The 17592-nt window shown below is 34.0% G+C and carries 25 protein-coding genes and 2 pseudogenes; 18 read left to right on the top strand and 9 right to left on the bottom strand.

Features of this window, described 5'->3' with window-relative positions:
* The 6 genes from LCM23_RS24720 to LCM23_RS24700 form a co-directional block, all read left to right on the top strand.
* On the top strand, positions 1 to 213 hold a 213-nt coding region (locus LCM23_RS24720; protein ID WP_224939187.1), incomplete at its 5' end, for a hypothetical protein.
* A gap of 4 nt (positions 214 to 217) precedes the next feature.
* The gene (locus tag LCM23_RS24715) at positions 218 to 493 is read left to right on the top strand and encodes a hypothetical protein (RefSeq protein ID WP_224939186.1); all 276 of its coding nucleotides are present in this window, start codon (positions 218 to 220) and stop codon (positions 491 to 493) included.
* 50 nt (positions 494 to 543) lie between these two features.
* Positions 544 to 669, top strand: coding sequence for a hypothetical protein (locus tag LCM23_RS26005; protein ID WP_263624428.1), 126 nt, complete (start codon positions 544 to 546; stop codon positions 667 to 669).
* A gap of 35 nt (positions 670 to 704) precedes the next feature.
* A complete protein-coding gene (locus tag LCM23_RS24710; protein ID WP_224939185.1) occupies positions 705 to 974 on the top strand; it encodes a hypothetical protein in 270 nt (89 codons plus the stop codon).
* Complete coding sequence (locus LCM23_RS24705) at positions 971 to 1210, top strand: phage holin (protein WP_224939184.1); 240 nt, start codon at positions 971 to 973, stop codon at positions 1208 to 1210. The genes LCM23_RS24710 and LCM23_RS24705 overlap by 4 nt, the downstream gene beginning before the upstream one ends.
* A gap of 48 nt (positions 1211 to 1258) precedes the next feature.
* Positions 1259 to 2152, top strand: coding sequence for an N-acetylmuramoyl-L-alanine amidase (locus LCM23_RS24700; RefSeq protein WP_224939183.1), 894 nt, complete (start codon positions 1259 to 1261; stop codon positions 2150 to 2152).
* Between the two features lie 14 nt (positions 2153 to 2166).
* On the opposite strand, the gene LCM23_RS24695 is transcribed toward LCM23_RS24700, so the two are convergent.
* Positions 2167 to 2268 (bottom strand): anti-repressor SinI family protein, encoded by a 102-nt coding sequence (locus LCM23_RS24695; RefSeq protein ID WP_263624430.1) that lies wholly within the window; start codon positions 2266 to 2268, stop codon positions 2167 to 2169.
* Between the two features lie 182 nt (positions 2269 to 2450).
* On the opposite strand from LCM23_RS24695, the gene LCM23_RS24690 reads away from it, so the two are divergent.
* Together LCM23_RS24690 and LCM23_RS24685 are read left to right on the top strand one after the other, a co-directional pair.
* A complete protein-coding gene (locus LCM23_RS24690) occupies positions 2451 to 3113 on the top strand; it encodes a Panacea domain-containing protein (RefSeq protein WP_224939182.1) in 663 nt (220 codons plus the stop codon).
* Positions 3110 to 3520: a hypothetical protein gene (locus LCM23_RS24685; RefSeq protein WP_224939181.1), complete on the top strand. Its 411-nt coding sequence runs from the start codon at positions 3110 to 3112 to the stop codon at positions 3518 to 3520. The genes LCM23_RS24690 and LCM23_RS24685 overlap by 4 nt, the downstream gene beginning before the upstream one ends.
* A gap of 39 nt (positions 3521 to 3559) precedes the next feature.
* On the opposite strand, the gene LCM23_RS24680 is transcribed toward LCM23_RS24685, so the two are convergent.
* The 3 genes from LCM23_RS24680 to LCM23_RS24670 are packed head-to-tail and all read right to left on the bottom strand — an operon-like array spanning position 3560 to position 4678.
* On the bottom strand, positions 3560 to 3826 hold the full coding sequence (locus tag LCM23_RS24680; RefSeq protein ID WP_224939180.1) for a hypothetical protein: 267 nt from the start codon (positions 3824 to 3826) through the stop codon (positions 3560 to 3562).
* Positions 3827 to 3836: 10 nt separating this feature from the next.
* Complete coding sequence (locus LCM23_RS24675; RefSeq protein WP_224939179.1) at positions 3837 to 4409, bottom strand: DUF5067 domain-containing protein; 573 nt, start codon at positions 4407 to 4409, stop codon at positions 3837 to 3839.
* Positions 4410 to 4456: 47 nt separating this feature from the next.
* Positions 4457 to 4678 carry a helix-turn-helix domain-containing protein gene (locus LCM23_RS24670; protein WP_224939178.1) on the bottom strand — a complete coding sequence of 74 codons (222 nt, stop codon included), beginning with the start codon at positions 4676 to 4678 and terminating at the stop codon, positions 4457 to 4459.
* A 280-nt stretch (positions 4679 to 4958) separates the two neighbouring features.
* Between LCM23_RS24670 and LCM23_RS24665 the strand changes: the two genes are divergently transcribed.
* The 3 genes from LCM23_RS24665 to LCM23_RS24655 are packed head-to-tail and all read left to right on the top strand — an operon-like array spanning position 4959 to position 7179.
* Complete coding sequence (locus tag LCM23_RS24665; protein ID WP_224939177.1) at positions 4959 to 6248, top strand: FtsK/SpoIIIE domain-containing protein; 1290 nt, start codon at positions 4959 to 4961, stop codon at positions 6246 to 6248.
* The gene (locus LCM23_RS24660; RefSeq protein WP_224939176.1) at positions 6220 to 6765 is read left to right on the top strand and encodes a replication-relaxation family protein; all 546 of its coding nucleotides are present in this window, start codon (positions 6220 to 6222) and stop codon (positions 6763 to 6765) included. Before LCM23_RS24665 ends, LCM23_RS24660 begins: the two co-directional genes overlap by 29 nt.
* Positions 6766 to 6777: 12 nt before the next feature.
* The gene (locus LCM23_RS24655; RefSeq protein ID WP_224939175.1) at positions 6778 to 7179 is read left to right on the top strand and encodes a hypothetical protein; all 402 of its coding nucleotides are present in this window, start codon (positions 6778 to 6780) and stop codon (positions 7177 to 7179) included.
* Positions 7180 to 7325: 146 nt separating this feature from the next.
* Here the strand turns inward: LCM23_RS24655 and LCM23_RS24650 are convergent, their stop codons facing one another.
* Positions 7326 to 7553 (bottom strand): helix-turn-helix domain-containing protein, encoded by a 228-nt coding sequence (locus LCM23_RS24650; protein WP_224939174.1) that lies wholly within the window; start codon positions 7551 to 7553, stop codon positions 7326 to 7328.
* Positions 7554 to 7629: 76 nt separating this feature from the next.
* Here LCM23_RS24650 and LCM23_RS24645 point away from each other — a divergent pair, with 76 nt between their 5' ends.
* Complete coding sequence (locus LCM23_RS24645; RefSeq protein WP_224939173.1) at positions 7630 to 7932, top strand: helix-turn-helix domain-containing protein; 303 nt, start codon at positions 7630 to 7632, stop codon at positions 7930 to 7932.
* A gap of 137 nt (positions 7933 to 8069) precedes the next feature.
* On the opposite strand, the gene LCM23_RS26280 is transcribed toward LCM23_RS24645, so the two are convergent.
* Positions 8070 to 8318: a tyrosine-type recombinase/integrase gene (locus LCM23_RS26280; protein WP_404826637.1), complete on the bottom strand. Its 249-nt coding sequence runs from the start codon at positions 8316 to 8318 to the stop codon at positions 8070 to 8072.
* 588 nt (positions 8319 to 8906) lie between these two features.
* Here LCM23_RS26280 and LCM23_RS24635 point away from each other — a divergent pair.
* A complete protein-coding gene (locus LCM23_RS24635) occupies positions 8907 to 9320 on the top strand; it encodes a hypothetical protein (RefSeq protein WP_224939172.1) in 414 nt (137 codons plus the stop codon).
* Between the two features lie 967 nt (positions 9321 to 10287).
* Entirely contained in the window at positions 10288 to 11034 is a 747-nt protein-coding gene (locus tag LCM23_RS24625) for a sulfotransferase family 2 domain-containing protein (protein ID WP_224939171.1), read from the top strand.
* 51 nt (positions 11035 to 11085) lie between these two features.
* Here LCM23_RS24625 and LCM23_RS24620 read toward each other — a convergent pair.
* Positions 11086 to 11764, bottom strand: a pseudogene (locus tag LCM23_RS24620) (IS3 family transposase); the annotation flags it as partial.
* A pseudogene (locus LCM23_RS26275) lies at positions 11759 to 11902 on the bottom strand (DUF4177 domain-containing protein); the annotation flags it as partial. The pseudogenes LCM23_RS26275 and LCM23_RS24620, both read right to left, overlap by 6 nt.
* Before the next feature lie 104 nt (positions 11903 to 12006).
* Between LCM23_RS26275 and LCM23_RS24615 the strand changes: the two are divergent.
* Complete coding sequence (locus LCM23_RS24615) at positions 12007 to 12207, top strand: hypothetical protein (RefSeq protein WP_224939170.1); 201 nt, start codon at positions 12007 to 12009, stop codon at positions 12205 to 12207.
* 1356 nt (positions 12208 to 13563) lie between these two features.
* On the opposite strand, the gene LCM23_RS24610 is transcribed toward LCM23_RS24615, so the two are convergent.
* Positions 13564 to 14877, bottom strand: a complete 1314-nt coding sequence (locus LCM23_RS24610; RefSeq protein ID WP_224939169.1) for a hypothetical protein — start codon at positions 14875 to 14877, stop codon at positions 13564 to 13566.
* A gap of 875 nt (positions 14878 to 15752) precedes the next feature.
* Here LCM23_RS24610 and LCM23_RS24605 point away from each other — a divergent pair.
* The 3 genes from LCM23_RS24605 (at position 15753) to LCM23_RS24595 (ending at position 17402) form a co-directional block, all read left to right on the top strand.
* On the top strand, positions 15753 to 16379 hold the full coding sequence (locus tag LCM23_RS24605) for a hypothetical protein (RefSeq protein ID WP_224939168.1): 627 nt from the start codon (positions 15753 to 15755) through the stop codon (positions 16377 to 16379).
* Positions 16380 to 16456: 77 nt separating this feature from the next.
* The gene (locus tag LCM23_RS24600; protein WP_224939167.1) at positions 16457 to 17083 is read left to right on the top strand and encodes a hypothetical protein; all 627 of its coding nucleotides are present in this window, start codon (positions 16457 to 16459) and stop codon (positions 17081 to 17083) included.
* A 154-nt stretch (positions 17084 to 17237) separates the two neighbouring features.
* The gene (locus tag LCM23_RS24595; protein ID WP_224939166.1) at positions 17238 to 17402 is read left to right on the top strand and encodes a hypothetical protein; all 165 of its coding nucleotides are present in this window, start codon (positions 17238 to 17240) and stop codon (positions 17400 to 17402) included.
* Positions 17403 to 17592 lie beyond the last annotated feature (190 nt).

The following is a 17592-nucleotide window of genomic DNA, read 5'->3' as shown; positions in this document are numbered from 1 at the left end:
GATTTGGTTAATATGGATTCAGGAGAAACTGTAAAGGTGAATGCTACTTTAGGATTTCCTTATAACAACGTAGATGATTCCACTTTTCAAACTATAACAATTGATCTAGGGCGTCCAACTTTTAGAAATATAGGTGTTTACCTTAAATTTAATAGTTATGCTTCAGGTGTCCCAACATATATGAGGTATACAATCAAAACAATAAGTGGGTGATAATATGTTACAGGCATTTTTAGATACAGATAATGAAGGCAATGTTACTAAAACTTACTGTGGTGCTAACATAGTAGCTAAAGAACCTTATCCTTTCTTTTTTCAAATCGAGGACTATATGGAACATCAATTGTATAAATGTAAAGTAGTTATCACAGATGGAAAGCCGGAGCTAATAGTAAAAGATGGAGAGGTTATTGATGTACCAGAATTAACAGAGGAAGAAAGACGGATTAAAGAACTTGAAGAAGAGTTAAATAGATTAAGGTCGCAATTATAAATCAAGTCCAAATAGGGCTTTTTTATTTTGTGCTCTAGGAGGTGAATATAATGAAAACATCGTCAGACTCTAAACTAATTGATTTAAAGTCTAATGAGTCACTAGGGGTAAACATGATAATAACAACAGGGACTCTAAAAGCAACTGATATAAAATTTAAAAAGACATTTAAATAATGTCTTTTTATTTTGACATAAAGGAGGAAACCGAATTGACAATCATTGGATTAACATTACAGGAGTGGGCATCTCTATTAGGTATTCTCGGCATACTTTTTGGAGGTGTCTCTGTCCTTTTCAAAGGAATAATTATTAACCCTTTGAGTAATGCGATAGAAAATTTACAGAAATCAATTGATGAATTTCGTGAGCAGATGAAGGAAGGCGACGAAGATCGTAAAGATATTCATCAAAGAATTAACGTGTTAGATAAAAGAGTTCATGGTCTTGAAATTTCCGTAAAGGGTGGTATGAAAAAATGATTAATGATGTAGTTAAACAAATAGTAGGTTTTTTATCAGCGATTATGCTGTTTCTAGGTACATTGAACATTGAATTTCAGTGGCTAACAGATGCGAGTATAAGTGCATTTGGTGTAGTTTTATCAGCTGGTATTTTCCTTGGTGTAAATCTATATACCATTTATAAAAATCATTATGGTTTTACAGAAAAGGCTAAACAACAAAAAGCTTGGCTTAAAAGAGCAGATAAATTTTAAGGCTGTCCACAAGGGCAGTCTTTTTTATTAAAAAAAGGAGTGGTAAAGATGGTCAAAATTAAAAAACAATTAGTTTCTCAAGAGGTAATCAATAAGAAGTCATTTGGTAAAAGAAATAAAAAGAAATATGTAACAGTCCACCAAACGGGCAACACAAGTCCAGGAGCAGATGCACAAGCTCATGCTAATTTACAATCCAATTTAAATTCTCGTGATGCTAGTTGGCAGTATCAAGTTGATGATAAAGTTATTATCCAATCATTTGATGATGATATTGAATGTTGGGCTGCATCAGATGGAAGAGGACCAGGTAATACTGAATCTATTCATGTGGAATTATGTATAAATAGTGATGGGGATTATGCTAAGACAATTGATAATGGGGCAGCATTAGTTAGACATTTATTGGACAAGTATAACCTTGACATAAGCAGAGTTAAGCAGCATAGAGACTGGTATAACAAGGATTGTCCTGCACAATTGCGAGCTGGATATAAAGGAATTACATGGTCAGATTTCCTTAACAAAGTTGAGGGTGTACAGGAAAAAGAGAACTTTGGAAGTTCTGGCAGTTCATCTAATTCTAAGCCTGCAGCGAAGGATTCAAATAGCATTGTAGATTACTTGAAGTCTAAAGGTATTGATTCTTCATTCAGCAATCGAAAGAAGCTTGCTTCTCAGCACGGTATCAAGAATTATTCAGGTACACCAGCACAAAATTTAACATTGCTTGATAAAATGAAGAAAAAAGGTGCAACTCAAACAAGTAAGCCTACCAAAAAGGGCGATATGAAGACAACCAGCGTGGTTGATTATTTGAAGTCAATTAATGTTGATTCGTCCATGGCTAATCGTAAAAAGCTCGCTGCTAAACATGGTATTAAAAACTACAAAGGTACAGGGCCACAAAATACACAGTTACTTAACAAGTTACGTAAATAATAAAAAGAAGCCCTTCATTTGAGGGGCTTTTTACTATTAAAAAATATCCTTATTTCATCTATTGTTATACCTAGTTTCTTTGCCTCAATAATCAACTTTACCCATTCTTCGTCCAGTTGAATAAGACATCGTTCTTTTACACGTCATTAATTCATATAGATAGGTAAAAATACCTATTTGTTAATACTTAATGTATAATTTTTCATCATTTTGGTGTTAAATTTATACAAAATGTTCTATTATAGTAATGAGGTTATTTAATATTACTAAATATTCAGAAAAAATGAGGGGATGTTAAATGACAAACAGTGCACATGAAATAGCAAAATGGTTTATTAAGCAAGGTTATGATCAACCAAAAAACACTTTTGATGGAAATATGAAATTACAGAAATTATTGTTTTTTTCACAACTAATACACGCAGCTAAATATGGAGAGGTGCTTTTTTCGGAAGAAATGAGGGCTTTTGAAAATGGCACAGTAATAAATAGCGTAAGATTGGATTACAAAAATTCCTATTATGAGTTAGTTGAGGAAGCCCAAGATTTTGAAATTAGTGACAACGAAGAAGTATTAAAAACATTAAAAAATACCGTTGAAATTTTCGGAGATATGAGTGCAAAGGAACTTTCTCATTTGAATCATGAACTAGAAAGTTGGAAAGTACCATATTACGAATCTTTGACTCCGATTCCAGGGGTATATAGTAAGGAAAAGAACATTGTCAATCCATATAATGAGGTATTCTTGAAAGATGTTGAAAAGGTCAGAGATATGTTAGAAGTATACGAGGATAATGGGGATTACGAATGCGAAGTAATAAATGGAATTTCTTTTTATTATTATTCAGAGGAAGTTACTTTTACTGATGAAATAGTAAGTATGCTAGAAAATTTAGATTGTCCGGATTCATCTTACTTCATCACATATGATGAGGAGCAAGGATATATTATATCTTGATGAATATTATCGTTGGCCATGTACTAGTATTAAAATTACCATTTGCTAACGGTGCCCCTTGCTTCTCAAAAAGACCTTTTCTAGTTATCGACAAGAAAGATCAAACCCTGGACCTCTTGAATATTTCTTCAACAAAAGGAAAAGAAAGAAAATTATTATTCCCATCAAATCTAAGGATAAAAAAGTTTTATCCTCCTTTGGATAATCCATCTTTTATAAAAATGGACGAGTTATATACTATTGATAACTTCGATGAATTACATAAGTCACTTTATAAGAATAGACCTCCAATTATTACCGAGGAGGTTAATAGGATAATTTCGGAATACTCTAAGTACCGTTTTGAAAATGAAGTTACTTCTGTAAAATACCTAGAATTACAAGTGAAAAATGAGAATGCATTATAAAACCCCTATATAAAGGGGTTTAATTATTTTCCACTATAATTAAAACGGTAAATCATCCACAGGATCAATGGGTCTTATCTGCTTTACAATCTCCGTGATTTCATGTTCTTCGTTCCATTTCACTTTAGTTATTTCAGTTTTACGACCACCATATTCGGCAATTTGTTGCTGAATCCATTCATAAGCCTTTATTGAAATGAACCAATCTGCATCTTTTTTAAATTCACTATCTTTAATATAAAATTCTCCTCTTCTTAACCCGCGGTTTCCTTCTACATTAAGTTGTGTTTCGATAACTATTTTCATAATAAAATACCTACTTGATTTTAATTGTTTGTTTATCACCTAATGGTTCTAGTGTGATTTCATCCACGCCTACAAATGTAACATCATTATCTTCATTATCTAATGTATATGCTTGAACAAATTCCACGCTCTTTCCAGGTAACAACGCATTTGCATTGGCATTACTTAAATCAACCATTTTGTTATAAGTCTCTGTATCTTCTCCAAATGCATCTAAAAAGTGGTAATTACTAAACAAGTCTACACGAGAAGTTTCATTTTCTTGTTGGAATAATAATTGTCCAAGGCTTTCATCAGGAACTATGTCTTCATCTTGGGTTTTATTGGTTAAGTTGAAAGTAATAAATAATCCTGGTTTATCTTCCATTGGGCTTTGTATAACTTCTGTTTTTTCCACTGATAGTGTATATTTTTCTGTTTCAAGAACACCATTTTCAAATGTTGAATTAGATTCGTTTTCTTCTGCTACTACTTTTTCAGCTTGAATTGGTTCGTTTTCTTTTTTAGGTTCCGCCTCTTCGTTACTTCCACAAGCAGTTAAAAACATCCCCATGCCAATCATTAAAAATAATACTTTCTTCATTTGCATCCCCCTAATTTTGTCTTTTTAGGCATTACATACGAATTATACTATAATTTGGTTTCGTTTTTTCTGTCTTCCGCCATTTCATATAAGTCATCGACTTTAATATTTAACATTTTAGCTAATAAATAAGCCTTATCAATAGGTATTAAACTCTCTTGCTTCTCGTACTTTCTAAGTTGTCTAACGCTTATCCCCAACCTTTCTGCGATATAGTTTTTTCTAAATCCACTATTTTGTATGAGTTGTTCAATTCTACAAATTAACATCATTTATCACCCTATATTTATATTCAACGAATTCTTAATTAACCCTTCGTGATATAGAAATTCAAAAAAAGGGAAATTAAATTTCATGTAGACGTGCATTTTTAAATCATTCGCCCATACAATTTACTATTCCAGATGATTATTCCAATTAAAATTCCGAGCTAGCATTATGAAAGGAATAGTTTAAATCCTGTCATAACGATGATTCAAGGAAGACTATCGATATTCCTTTTACATGGGACTATTCTACGAATATGCAAAGGGAAGGGTGGTGCTACATGTGATAGCAGAAGTCATTTCTTCAGCACTCGTTGGTGGAGTAGTGGGAGCTTCTTATTTATACAAGATGGGGATGGGAGGGAACGATACTCAGAAGTTTGTCCGCATTGCTGATAATGCAGGTCTTGTATCAAAAGATGGAAGAAAGATACGTATTCATAGAAGAACGGTCAAAGAAAACTATGTAGAGTACGTGTTTCAACTTCCACAAGGATTGTCAGTTAATGATTTTCAACTAAAATTGGATCATTTTCAAGATGGTATTAACGCAAAGACTAAGTTACCAGATATCAATCTCAGTGATATTAAAAACATTAACCTTAAAACTAATCCAATCCTTCAAATTAGAGAAATACTTCAGAAAAATAAAGAGCAGATAAAGGATATAGAGCTTTCATTTGATGGGATGCTTAAATTTAAAGTGTGGACGGAGCCATTAACGAAAAAATTTCTTTATGATAAGGAATTGTTTAAAAGGGTTAGTGGTTGGGAAGTTCCTGTAGGTATCACGAGGGAGAAGTTAATAAAGCATAATTTTGAAACTGAATATAATCTTATTGTTGCTGGTAGTCCTGGGTATGGAAAGACAGTGTTCCTTAAGAATATCATCACAACTCTAACAGCACGCCAAACAAAGAATGTTAATTTCTTTCTTATTGATCTTAAGGGAGGATTAGCATTTAACCGATTCAAAAGGTTGGAGCAAGTTAAGGGGCTAGCAAAAGATAAAAAGGAAGCTTTAGAGATATTAAAACAGGCTCAATCCTTGATGAATGATCGTATTAATTTCTTACTTAAAAAAGGATATGAGGATGTAACTGAAGCTGGTTATCCTGAACGTTATTTTGTTGTAATTGATGAAGCTGCAGATATCTCAAATGATAAAGACTGTCAGGAGCTTATCGAGGATATATGTCGTAGAGGAAGAGGTGCAGGATTTAGGACTGTCTATTGTACTCAATACCCGTCTAATCAGGCTATAAGCTCACAGGTACGTCAAACAGTAAATGCACAAGTATGTTTCAGATTAAGAACTGCTGCAGCCAGTAGAGCTGTTTTAGATGCTGATGGGGCGGAGAGTTTACCTAGAATTCAAGGTAGAGCTATTTACTGGGCAGATGAAAGATATGTTGTTCAAACTCCATATATTACAAATGAATTTATCGATAAAACAATCAAGCCGAATATCACCTTTAGAGCGAGAAAGGATGATGACTATGTTAGCAACAATATCAAAGGAACAAAGACAAGAGAACATACTCTTGAGTTTAAAGAAATTGGGGTTTCTTAGTCGTTCCCAGTTACAGAAACTCCATAGATTAGGTGGAACTAGGAATGCAAATAGGATATTGAAAGATTTATCAGATTATCTCAATGTGGTTCGATTGAATGAGAATATATATTATCTCAATGCTGAAGGTAGGCAAAGGGTAGGAGCTAATAAAGTACTTAAAAAGACTAATCAAATTATCCACCATTTGATGAGGAATTCTGTCTATATCTCCTATGGATGTCCTACTACATGGAAAAATGAAGTGAAGCTTATTGTTAAAGATGAAATATCAATTATTGCTGATGCAATATTCAAAGTTGCTAATACTTATCATATTATTGAAGTTGATCACCTTCAGAAAATGTCTGTGAATAGGGAAAAGATACGAAAGTATAAAAGGTTAATTGATTTAGGTGTATTTGAAAAACCACCTAAATTTATATGGATAACAACTACTCACTATCGTAAAAAACAGTTAATGGAACTTTCAGAGGGTTTGCAAGTGCTGATTTATCTTCAAGACGATTTTAAATAAGGAGTGGTCATCATGTTTAAACGAACTGAGACAATGAGTATCCAAGATTTTATGAATCGTCCTAAAGTTGAGCCTAAGAAGATTAACATTAAGCCTATAGTGAAGGTAAGTGTAGTCGCGGGAGTCGCACTATTATCATTAAGCTTTGGGGATGTTACATTGGCTTCTGCTAATGCGATTAATGGCGTGATAACTGCTAAGGTTGTGAATGCGTTTGACCCCTTGGTGGAACTTGTGAAGGCTTTAAGTTATCCTATTTCACTTGTAATGATGTTAGGTGGAGGGTTATTGATTATGATTGGTAGCTCCGATAAAGGATTCAGTATGATTCAGAAAGCTGGATTAGGTTATATTATCGTTCAAATGTTACCTATATTGATGGATTTATTAGTGGAAATAGCTAAATCACTTTAAGAATGCTTAATAGTGATGTGTAAAAGATGGAATTCATTGTAATACTTTACCATTGAAAAAGATTGAAAAAAATACCGATATAAGGAATATATTGTTTTATACTTGCCTATATGGCAACTTTTACTCCGGGGAGGGTGGAAATCCACCTACCTTTGCCGTTTGCCTTTTTCAACTTCGACCCATTCATAGAAATCTTCAGCATGACAATTGAGAATGATTGATGCTTGTACAGCATTTTCATAGGACATTTCTCGCTTGTTATTTATCCATCTAGAAACAGTAGATTCTGCTACTTTCATTCTACGGGCGAAGTCAGCTTGATTCATATCACCTAGAAGTTCATACAAACGGCATCTCCCTTTACGGAGAGCCATAGCTAACCTCCTTATATAGTTGCTTAAATTATAGCTTTGTATAGGTAAGGATTCAAATGACAAAGGAGAGAAAAAAATGCCAGAACCTCAGTTACCAAAAACGCTAAACGCTAATGACATTCAAAAATATTTAAAGATTCCAATTTCTGAAGCGACTAAGATTCTGGAACTAAAAGAACTACCAGTTATTTGTATCGGTAAAACAAAAAGAGTATTAAGAGAAGATTTAATTAAATGGAATAAAAAAACCCGGACATTTAACCGGGTAACAAAAATGGGTAACAATAAGGTAACGAAAGGAGATAAAAAAATAGAATTTAATGTTAATGATGTTACATTAGCAATAGAGGAAAACTTTGATATAAAGCCACTGTGTTAACTAAAGTTAAAGATATAACAGTTTATGCTATAATGGGCGGCATGATGTAATAAACATCATATAAACCCTTATATATCAAAGGAAGAAGGCTGTTTATTCAGCCTTCTTTTTTTTATCAAATCACTTTTCATTCACATTTATTGCATTTTTACGTTATTTAAAACCTCGCTAAAGTAGTTGCTTATCTTCTCATTTGCATTTCTTTTCATCTTTTCTGTAATATGTGTATAAATTTTCAATGTCGTTTTTTCGTCATCATGATCAACCCTTTTCATAATAGTTGCTAAATCAATTTCTGCCTCGGCTAACATAGAAATATGAGTATGGCGAAAGATGTGTGGTATAGCCGGCTTGGTGATAGTTGTTGTCTTTAATATGAGATTCATTCTATTGATAAGATTTGAATAAATGGATACCCATTTTTTCGACAGAATACAAAATTTCCATCATGATAATTTGAATCATTTCTTTTTTGGAGTCTAATTTTATTTTGCTTTGCTTTATGAACTTTTAACTTCATAATGGCTTCATCCATTACGAATGTTCGGATCGAACCTTTTGTCTTCGGAGGGGTCAATTCGTAATTGTGCATGTTATTGTTAGGATTATAAATAGTTTTCGTTATACGGATTTCGTTTGTATCAAAGTTGATATCTGTCCATTTAAGAGCACATAAATCTCCAGAACGCATTACCGAAAATGCTAGCAAATAGAATCGTTCTAGATCAAACTCCATCCCATACTCTTTCACCGCATTTAGAAATTCTGTTAACTCCCCATGCTCCAAATATTTATCTTTAATTGAATCATTTTCAATATCTTCGGGTTATCGACTCTCATTTTATCCTTTATTGCATATTTAAAAATCATCCCTGCTGTTGTATGGACTCCTTCAATTGTTGTTTTAGTATAGGGTTTATAAATTTTTTCCCAATGCAGCCTTAATTGTGGATGGTTCAATTACCGCAAACTTAATGGCTGCCAATAGTATAACAGCTCAGAATGGCGCATTAGCAAATGCGTCTATTACACGTGCAAAATTACAAGATGCCATTATTGGTACTGCTCAAATTGATGATTTAGCTGTAACAGCTGCTAAAATTGCAAGCGTGTACGCTAACCGTATCAATGTAGGTGCATTGAGAGGTATTGACGTGTATGGAGCTAAGTTCCGTTCATCGGATGGTCTAACTAGTTTAGAAATCATTGGCGAGAATGTCCGTCTTGCACAGTCTAATGGGCAATATGTAAATGTTAATCCTGACGGTCTGTTTGGATATAATTCAGGCGGTTCTCAACGATTTAGTGTTGATAGATTACTAGTAACAAGTGCAGCTCTAGGCACAAGTAATTCTAATGTCTATTTGGCTCCGGAATCAACTAATTAAGTCAGGGTGGTTAATATTTCAAGTACTCCATCAGATGGTGTTGCAGAGAATTACAGTTACAGAACTATCAGGGCTCATGGATTCCGTTTTGGACCGGGATATAACGGATATATCGGAACAGATCGAGAAGTAAGAATAACAAGTTCAGCGTTTATGCAAGCTGACGGATCAGTGGTATACCGTGATTTACGAGCTTCTGTAATGTAATTTATGGTTTTGGTTTCAGCACTAATTCAACTAATGCTTATATAGGGTCAGATGATGAAACAAGGTTTGTTAACAAGGGATATGTGGGTGGTTCTTCTGGTACCGGTATACCGTAATGCGAGAGGATATAAGGGGTATTTTGCAGGGATTGCTACTAACACACAAGTGTTAATAATCTTAAAAAGCTTAACCCTAGCATTGATGTAGATGCATTGCAAATAGGTAGCAAATTAAATTTTAATTCTGGTGCCACTTATCATACTGTGAAAAAAGGTGAAACTGTATCGGAACTAGCAAAAAAGTATGGTAGCACTATTAAGCAAATTAAAAACTGGAACGATCTAGATAAAAATTACACGATTTATGTTGGTGAGAGTTTAAGAGTTGAGTAATAACAAGTCCTTCAGAAGTATGATGGAATTATTGTAAATTTAATTTATTTTTCTCCAATCAGTAGCTCTTAAGAATTTATTCGAAACTTTAATTGTAAATTGCGAATTAGAAGAAACGAAACCCTTTGTAGTATGAGTAATTGTATATCCTAAGGTTTCTGAATACCAATAATCACCCTGAATGGATACTTTGAGCATTTCCCAAGTCATCAAATATCTTCAACTCCTTAATAAACCTATCAATAATTATTAAATATGTACCTTTTTTAAAAATATACATTTTTCTAATTTAAAGGTATTTGCACATTTCAAATTTTAGGTTTTTTCATATTATATGTTAAATGGTGATAAAAGGAGAGAAACTGAAAATGAATAATAATGAAATAATCCAAACATTTAGGAAGGGAATGCCTCTATATAATAAGAATTTACCTATTATATTTTATTGGTCACCAAAATCAGGTTGTACAACTATAATGAAATGGTTTTATTATCAGTCAGGAGAACTATCTGAAGCGTTAAATATGGACAAGTGGATTCATACCTATAGATCCAAAATTCAAGATCAATTTTACAGAGAGGAACTAGTCAATAGTCTATTGTCTAACCAAAAAACCATATATAAACTCGTTAGGAATCCATATAAAAGAGCTGTTAGCTCGTTTTACGCTACACTAATTGGAACGGTTGAAAATGTTAACTTAAATCCGAAAATCACCACTGGCCTATCGTTTAAGGAGTTTTTATATTATATTAAAGAAATAGGTGTGCAACCAGGTCAAATAGATACTCATATTTCACAGCAGTATGTACAAGGGGAAGAAGAGTTAATAAATCATTATGTTAAATTAGAGGACCTTAAATCAGAATTGAAAAAAATAGAAAAGAGATTCAACCTTCCAAAATCTCCTATAAAAGATTTATCAAAATCTCCACACCATTTTCTAAATTATATGAAGGATGGTGGGAGACATGCAGAAACAAAAATACCATTGGAATTTGATGGAGACTTGCCTAGTTATGAGAGTCTATATGATGCTGAAGCAATGCAATTAGTTGAAGAGCTTTATAAAGAAGATTTTGAAGTTTACGGTTATAGTATGAAAGGGCTTTGAATTTTAAAAAAGAAAAGTTATAGTGACCCCTAAAAGTTAGACACAGTTATTTCATGAGGCAACTTGTTCAAAATGAGTTCGGTATTGTACCGGACTCATTTTCAATTTTCCCTTTAAGCGTTTCCTATTATAGTATTCTATATATTTTTCTAATTCTAGTTTAAAGTGGTTCACACTTTCAAATTCCTTAAAATAAAGGAATTCTGACTTCAGTATCCCAAAGAATTTTTCCATTACAGAGTTATCGTAACAGTTACCTTTACGTGACATACTCTGTTTAATCTCTTTTGCTTGAAGCAAGTTGCGATATTGTTTCATTTGATAATGCCATTCTTGGTCGGAATGCATGAGTAATTGATGCCTTTCTGATAAGGATTCTAATGCTTTTTCTAACATGTCCGAAACTAATGAATACGTTGGTCGAGAACCGATGGTATACGTAATAATTTCCCCATTAAATAAATCTAATACAGGCGATAGATACAGCTTTTCCACCAAATAGCTTGAATTCTGTAATATCTGTTACCCATTTTTCATTCGGTGCGTCCTCACTAAATTGACGGTCTAAATGATTTGGCGCTATTTTACCGACTGTGCCTTTATAAGATTTATGTTTTTTCATCCGCACTAGGCATTTTAAACCCAGCTCTTTCATGATTCGTTGAACCTTCTTATGATTTACTTTTTTCCCACGATTCACTAGCTCATCCCGAATACGACGGTAACCGTAACCTTTTATTGATGGAGCAAATATTTGAACAAATCTCCATCCATTAGATGCGTATTTGTTAATAATATCCTGATAGTATTCTTTGGGTTTGCTGCTCCAGGTACTAAGTTCAACTTTAACAAAATTGTATTCGTACATTAATGTCACCACTAAATTATGGAAGATAATTTAATTTACGAATTAGGTTAAGGATGGTTTCACATTGAATTACAAGAATTATTAAGTTTACTAGGGGAATTCTATTGAAAAAAAGATTTAAAAAGAAAAGGGATAACCAATTAAGAATAGCTATAAGAGAATTAAATAATGATGCTGCCATGGATTTGGGTGCACCGCCAATAACAGATGAAGAAGTCGCAAAAGTATTAGAAAGAATATGTATTAATCCGGATTGGATAAATCAGACATTTACACATTATAAAAAATATATTCAAAACAAGTGAATAAAAGAGTAATTGTATTTCTAAGAAAAGAATAAGCACCTAACATAGGTGCAAGTTAATTTTTCTTCTTATTTCGATCGTAGTAAATAGCGAACAGAGCACAAGCAATTGCAACTACAGAGAGAATATGACTTTCATCCATTTGATTCACCCCTTTATTTTGAATAGATAGTTAGACGAATGAAAAGCAAATTTAGTTCATTTTTTTATACAAAAGAATTATTAAGTTTACTAGGATGTAAAGTTATGATTGATACAGTTGAATGCCCTTACTGCGAACATGGAAATGATATGTCTGAGGGTACGGTTGATTTACCAAGCGATAATTAATTCGATCATGAATGTGAAAACTGCGTGCGAGATTTTGAGGTGTTTGTTGAATTTAGTTTAGCCCTTCATATAATGCCGATAAAATTGTATATGTCGATTATGAAAAGTGCGGAAAAGAAACTAGAGAACCACGTAAAAAGGTAGGGTGCTACCTTGGCCGAAGTTATTGGATAAAAACATAGTTTGCGGTTCTTGTTTCTATAAGGCTCTTAAAATGAAATGGAAACACAAGAGTAAGGGAGGTTCCTAAATTAGAAATTTGTCGTTTATTTTATTGAAGGCATGCGTGATGCAGGTGGTTATTTTACAGGGAAAACTTTCGTGCACCAAGGTTCAACATATGCAATATGCGAAGATATTTTATACATACAAAGCCAAAATCTCTGCATTCTACTTGAATCGACCATTGGCTGTTGGAATGGCGTAGTATGCCAACCTCTCCATATCTTTTACATTTCCTTCTCTAATAAATATAAGAATAAAATATTGATCGTATTTATCTCCTGAATCCTGAAAGTATCTAAACAAAGAGGCGGAATATTTATTAAACAAAAGGTAGGAAACGTCGTATAAAAAGCACCATTTAAGGTGCTAAAAAACCCAAGCTTTAAATTTACTTGGATTCGAAATCTTAATTGATAGTACCTCCCCGCAATCTAAGCAGAAAGTATAAATTTTTTCAGAACCAATTGTATATTTTTTATCTAATGGTCGGATATTTATGTAGTCACTTCCTTGGGCAAATGATGTTCCTTCACATTGAGCACATTTTTTGTCTGGTGTATTCACTTTTTATCACCTCTTTATAAATAGTTACGATTGTATTTATAGAAAGGTTTCAAGTAAACAGAAGATATACAGATAGTTAATTAAATAAGATGACGAGTTGTAACGTTTGCTTTGTCGTAATTCCGATAAAAAAGGTTATGTGAGTGGGGAAGAAGGAAGAACCAGCATATGAAAAGTAATTAAGACCACTTTTAAAAAGGTGGTCTTAATTTATTATTATTATCTAAGTCAACTATATTAAAAGAAAGGAGGACCAAGGCGAACAATGTTCAAGTTGCGATCAGTTATACTAATATCACCTGTTAACTCAGTAACAACCAAAGATATATTGTCTAACGGTTCAATTTGTATTGTAGTACTTCCTGTTGGACTGTCTGGACCTAAGACTATTGTGGAGCCTGGTACAATACTACCGTTAACAGATAATTGTAAAGTTGCTGATCCGGTTCCTTGCGAGACTACATTTGCTGTTGCTTCATAAGCACCAAATACATAAGCGAATATCGTATCAGTATTACTACCAGTATTATACTGAGCTCGTGTTGTATCAAAAGTAACTAGTTGATCAATATTTGATAGAGACAATGGTGTAGTACCATATAATGTACCGTATGCGATTGTCTGTCTAAGCGCTTCATATACAAATTGAAAAACTAGCCCAGGATCAATTGGTCCTGGTGGTCCTTCAGGGCCAGTGGCTCCAGTGGTACCAGTAGCCCCTAAACCAGTAGTGCCAGTAACTCCGGTAGCGCCCGTAATGCCAAGTCCAGTAGCCCCAGTGATACCAGTAGTTCCCGTAACTCCGGTAGCGCCCGTAATGCCAAGTCCAGTAGCCCCAGTGATACCAGTAATTCCCGTGACTCCGGTAGCGCCCGTAATGTCAAGTCCAGTAGCCCCAGTGATACCAGTAATTCCCGTGACTCCGGTAGCGCCCGTAATGCCAAGTCCAGTAGCCCCAGTGATACCAGTAATTCCCGTAACTCCGGTAGCGCCCGTAATGCCAAGTCCAGTAGCCCCAGTGATACCAGTAATTCCCGTGACTCCGGTAGCGCCCGTAATGCCAAGTCCAGTAGCCCCAGTGATACCAGTAATTCCCGTGACTCCGGTAGGCCCCGTAATGCCAAGTCCAGTAGCCCCAGTGATACCAGTAATTCCCGTGACTCCGGTAGCGCCCGTAATGCCAAGTCCAGTAGCCCCAGTGATACCAGTAGTTCCCGTAATTCCAGTAGCGCCCGTAATGCCAATTCCAGTAGATCCAGTAATGCCGGTAACGCCAGTAACTCCCGTAGCGCCTGTAATGCCAAGTCCAGTAGCCCCAGTGATACCAGTAACGCCAGTAACTCCGGTAGTGCCAGTAATGCCAAGTCCAGTAGCCCCAGTAACTCCAGTAGTACCAGTAATCCCAAGTCCGGTAGAACCAGTTACACCAGTTGGCCCAGTAGCGCCGGTCGTTCCTTTGATTATAATTGGTTGACAACATGTTTTTTGACATGGTTTATATCTTTTATTTTGCTGGTGACATCTCCTTTTTTTAGATAATATTGAGATCACCCCTTACTATATAGGTTAATACTATAAGATATAATCAAAAAGATAATCTGTTTGTGCTAATATCACGATATAGGTACAAAGTTTTCATATCATTCTCGTTAGGTAAAAGTAGAATAGACTGGTACTTAAAATGTTGTACTGTTTAAGGTATGAACGGAAGTTGGAAGTGAGATTTAAATAAATGACCATTTTTTACTACTTTTAACATATCAAAGGAAGTAAATATAAAGTTTAAATTTTATAAATCAAATGCAGTGAAATATAATATTTTATTAAACGATAACGCACAGGTGGAATGATTTAATCTGCCCTCAAATTTGGTAAATAAGGTTTCGTAAGTATGATACGATAGCAATGCTAACAATAAGGATTAAGGCTTTTCAAAGGTTCACTGAACTTTGAGGAGGCTCTATTTCATTTCTTGTTGATCAACTTCTTCAGTATTTTTTATAGCCTCAATCATCCTCCTAAGTTTATTAAGCGTTTTTGTAGCAGCAGAACAAGTTCTTCTTTTTACTCCAACATTTTTCTTCAGCAATCCGGTAAGGTGAAATCGGGATTTTTTTATAATCGTCCAATTGGTTAAAGTGCAAAACTAATCTCGACATGAATTGAGCAATACATATAACTAAAAAGATGGGTGAGTGTCTTTATCATAAGAGTTATTTTTATAGAATAATGTAAAAACTGTAAATTTTATTAATGAAATGCCGATAAGTAATATAAAGGCTTCTGAATATGCGGCTTAATATGTCCAAAATAATAAATTGAGTGCAAAAATGCCAATAAATACATGGATGTTCTAAAAGTGGATATTAGTATAATAGAAAAGCATTATTGCATTAGTTATTAGAGAGAGATAGGGGGAAATATTTATGAAAAAATCAAGCTGTTTACTTGTACTATTGGTGATTTTTCTTGTTGCCTGTTCGAATGAATCAGCAGAAGGTGAAAAATCAACAGATCAAAAGCAAGAAGAAAAAGAAGGGGCAGTAAACGTCGATAAAGGTCTCTTAAATGTGGAATTAACACTACCAGCTTCTTTTTTTGAAGGAGAAGATATAGACACAGTTATTGCTGAAGCTAAAAAAGAGAGAGTAAGTGAAGTCACAAAAAATGAAGATGGATCTCTCACTTATAAAATGCCTAAATCTGAACACAAAAAAATGATGGCAGAAATGGGAACATCTATCACAGATTCAATAGAAGAGATGAAAAGTAGCGAAGATTATGTCTCAATCAAGGATGTTACTCATAATAAATCATTCACAGAGTTTACTTTATTGGTAGATAAAGAATCTTATGAAAATAGCATGGATGGATTTGCTATATTTGGTTTAGGTTTACAAGGTTCTATGTATCAAATGTTTAATGGAGCGAATCCAGAAGATTATAAGGTAACGGTATCTGTAAAAGATGAAGCAACAGAAGAGGTTTTCGATGAAGTTATTTATCCTGATGCTTTAGAAGAAATGGGAGAAACAGAAGAAGGAACAGAGTAGAACCCTGGCCTTAAGTCAGGTTCGTTTTTTATGTTTTATGGAATAGGGTGTTTTTTCATTCAAGAGGAGGAAGAAATTTGAACAACAGTTTCAAACTACTTATTTTAGGATTAATAATGGTCGTTTTTCTCGCGGCCTGTGGGCAGGATACAAAAGATACAGAAGTGAACGAAGAGAATCAACAAGGTGAAACTGCACAACCAGAAGAAGTAGAGAAAGAAGAATCAAAATCAAAACTTGGTTCACGAACAAATCCTGTACCTTTCCAGAAAACGGCTACAGTAGATGATGAGTTGTATGATGATGAAGGTAATACGTACGCAATTAAATTTGATTTAACAGTAAAAGGTGTTATTCGCGGGGATGAAGCCTACCAAAAATTAAAATCTATGAATGAGTACAATGAAGCGGCTCCAGAAGGATATGAATGGGTATTAGCCGAAACAAAAGTGAAATTTGTTGAATCTGAAACAGAAGACTTATCCTTCCATGTTGATGGGATCATGAATTTTGAAATGGTAAGTGAGAGCGGAGATATTTATAGTGGGGATGTTTATGGAACAACGGAACCTGATTTTAGCTTCGAGATGTATGTGGGGAACGAAAAAGAAGGTTATATATCTGGTTTAGTGAAAACAGGAGAAAATGCGCAACTTCGCTATGAAGAAATGTTAGGTGGACAAGTTTTCTTTAATTTACAGTAACTTAAAGTCGGGAAAATTGGATAAATAATTTGAGGTTATCTGGGGGTTATCTATACTGCTTGGATGCCTCTTTTTATTTTACAAGGGACAATTTATTTCTACACGTAAACTAGGATTAAATGAAAAAGAACATTGCTTTAGGGGGAATGCTTTTATGAGAAGAACAATTAGCTATACAGGTGGCGGTTTAATTGGCATACCTGTAATGCTTATCCCATTCGAATTTAACATAATCTTTCCAGTAATGGTTTTTCAATTAGGTTTGTTTTTGGTTATCTTCTTTGGATTGACAATGAAAAAAACAGTCGCTCAATTGTAAAAATGAATGATGTCTGAGGAAAGTTCCTTTATTGTTTCGATTTGTTGATAAGTAGCCAGAGTCGTTTTCCCAATTAGAAAACGGCTCTTTTCATATTTAAATAATCATCCATTTGTCCTGGCATTATACATTACTTGTGAGAAATATGGAATTAAATGTATTTAAAACTACACAGAATGTTTAGAAAATA

This window comes from Cytobacillus kochii, assembly GCF_020171845.1.
GTDB classification, from domain to species: Bacteria; Bacillota; Bacilli; order Bacillales; family Cytobacillaceae; genus Cytobacillus; species Cytobacillus kochii.
Note: the sequence above shows the minus strand (reverse complement) of the source record. Positions and strands in the feature narration are given on the sequence as shown.

Bases quoted from the DNA above. Each gene is read 5' to 3' on its own strand.
- LCM23_RS24715 (WP_224939186.1), top strand. From the start codon at position 218: ATGTTACAGGCATTTTTAGATACAGATAATGAAGGCAATGTTACTAAA.
- LCM23_RS24605 (WP_224939168.1), top strand. From the start codon at position 15,753: ATGAAAAAATCAAGCTGTTTACTTGTACTATTGGTGATTTTTCTTGTT.
- LCM23_RS24655 (WP_224939175.1), top strand. From the start codon at position 6,778: ATGTTTAAACGAACTGAGACAATGAGTATCCAAGATTTTATGAATCGT.
- LCM23_RS24635 (WP_224939172.1), top strand. From the start codon at position 8,907: ATGGCTGCCAATAGTATAACAGCTCAGAATGGCGCATTAGCAAATGCG.
- LCM23_RS24705 (WP_224939184.1), top strand. From the start codon at position 971: ATGATTAATGATGTAGTTAAACAAATAGTAGGTTTTTTATCAGCGATT.
- LCM23_RS24650 (WP_224939174.1), bottom strand. From the start codon at position 7,553: ATGGCTCTCCGTAAAGGGAGATGCCGTTTGTATGAACTTCTAGGTGAT.
- LCM23_RS24700 (WP_224939183.1), top strand. From the start codon at position 1,259: ATGGTCAAAATTAAAAAACAATTAGTTTCTCAAGAGGTAATCAATAAG.
- LCM23_RS24690 (WP_224939182.1), top strand. From the start codon at position 2,451: ATGACAAACAGTGCACATGAAATAGCAAAATGGTTTATTAAGCAAGGT.
- LCM23_RS24675 (WP_224939179.1), bottom strand. From the start codon at position 4,409: ATGAAGAAAGTATTATTTTTAATGATTGGCATGGGGATGTTTTTAACT.
- LCM23_RS26005 (WP_263624428.1), top strand. From the start codon at position 544: ATGAAAACATCGTCAGACTCTAAACTAATTGATTTAAAGTCTAATGAG.
- LCM23_RS24680 (WP_224939180.1), bottom strand. From the start codon at position 3,826: ATGAAAATAGTTATCGAAACACAACTTAATGTAGAAGGAAACCGCGGG.
- LCM23_RS26280 (WP_404826637.1), bottom strand. From the start codon at position 8,318: ATGAATCTCATATTAAAGACAACAACTATCACCAAGCCGGCTATACCA.
- LCM23_RS24625 (WP_224939171.1), top strand. From the start codon at position 10,288: ATGAATAATAATGAAATAATCCAAACATTTAGGAAGGGAATGCCTCTA.
- LCM23_RS24595 (WP_224939166.1), top strand. From the start codon at position 17,238: ATGAGAAGAACAATTAGCTATACAGGTGGCGGTTTAATTGGCATACCT.
- LCM23_RS24670 (WP_224939178.1), bottom strand. From the start codon at position 4,678: ATGTTAATTTGTAGAATTGAACAACTCATACAAAATAGTGGATTTAGA.
- LCM23_RS24645 (WP_224939173.1), top strand. From the start codon at position 7,630: ATGCCAGAACCTCAGTTACCAAAAACGCTAAACGCTAATGACATTCAA.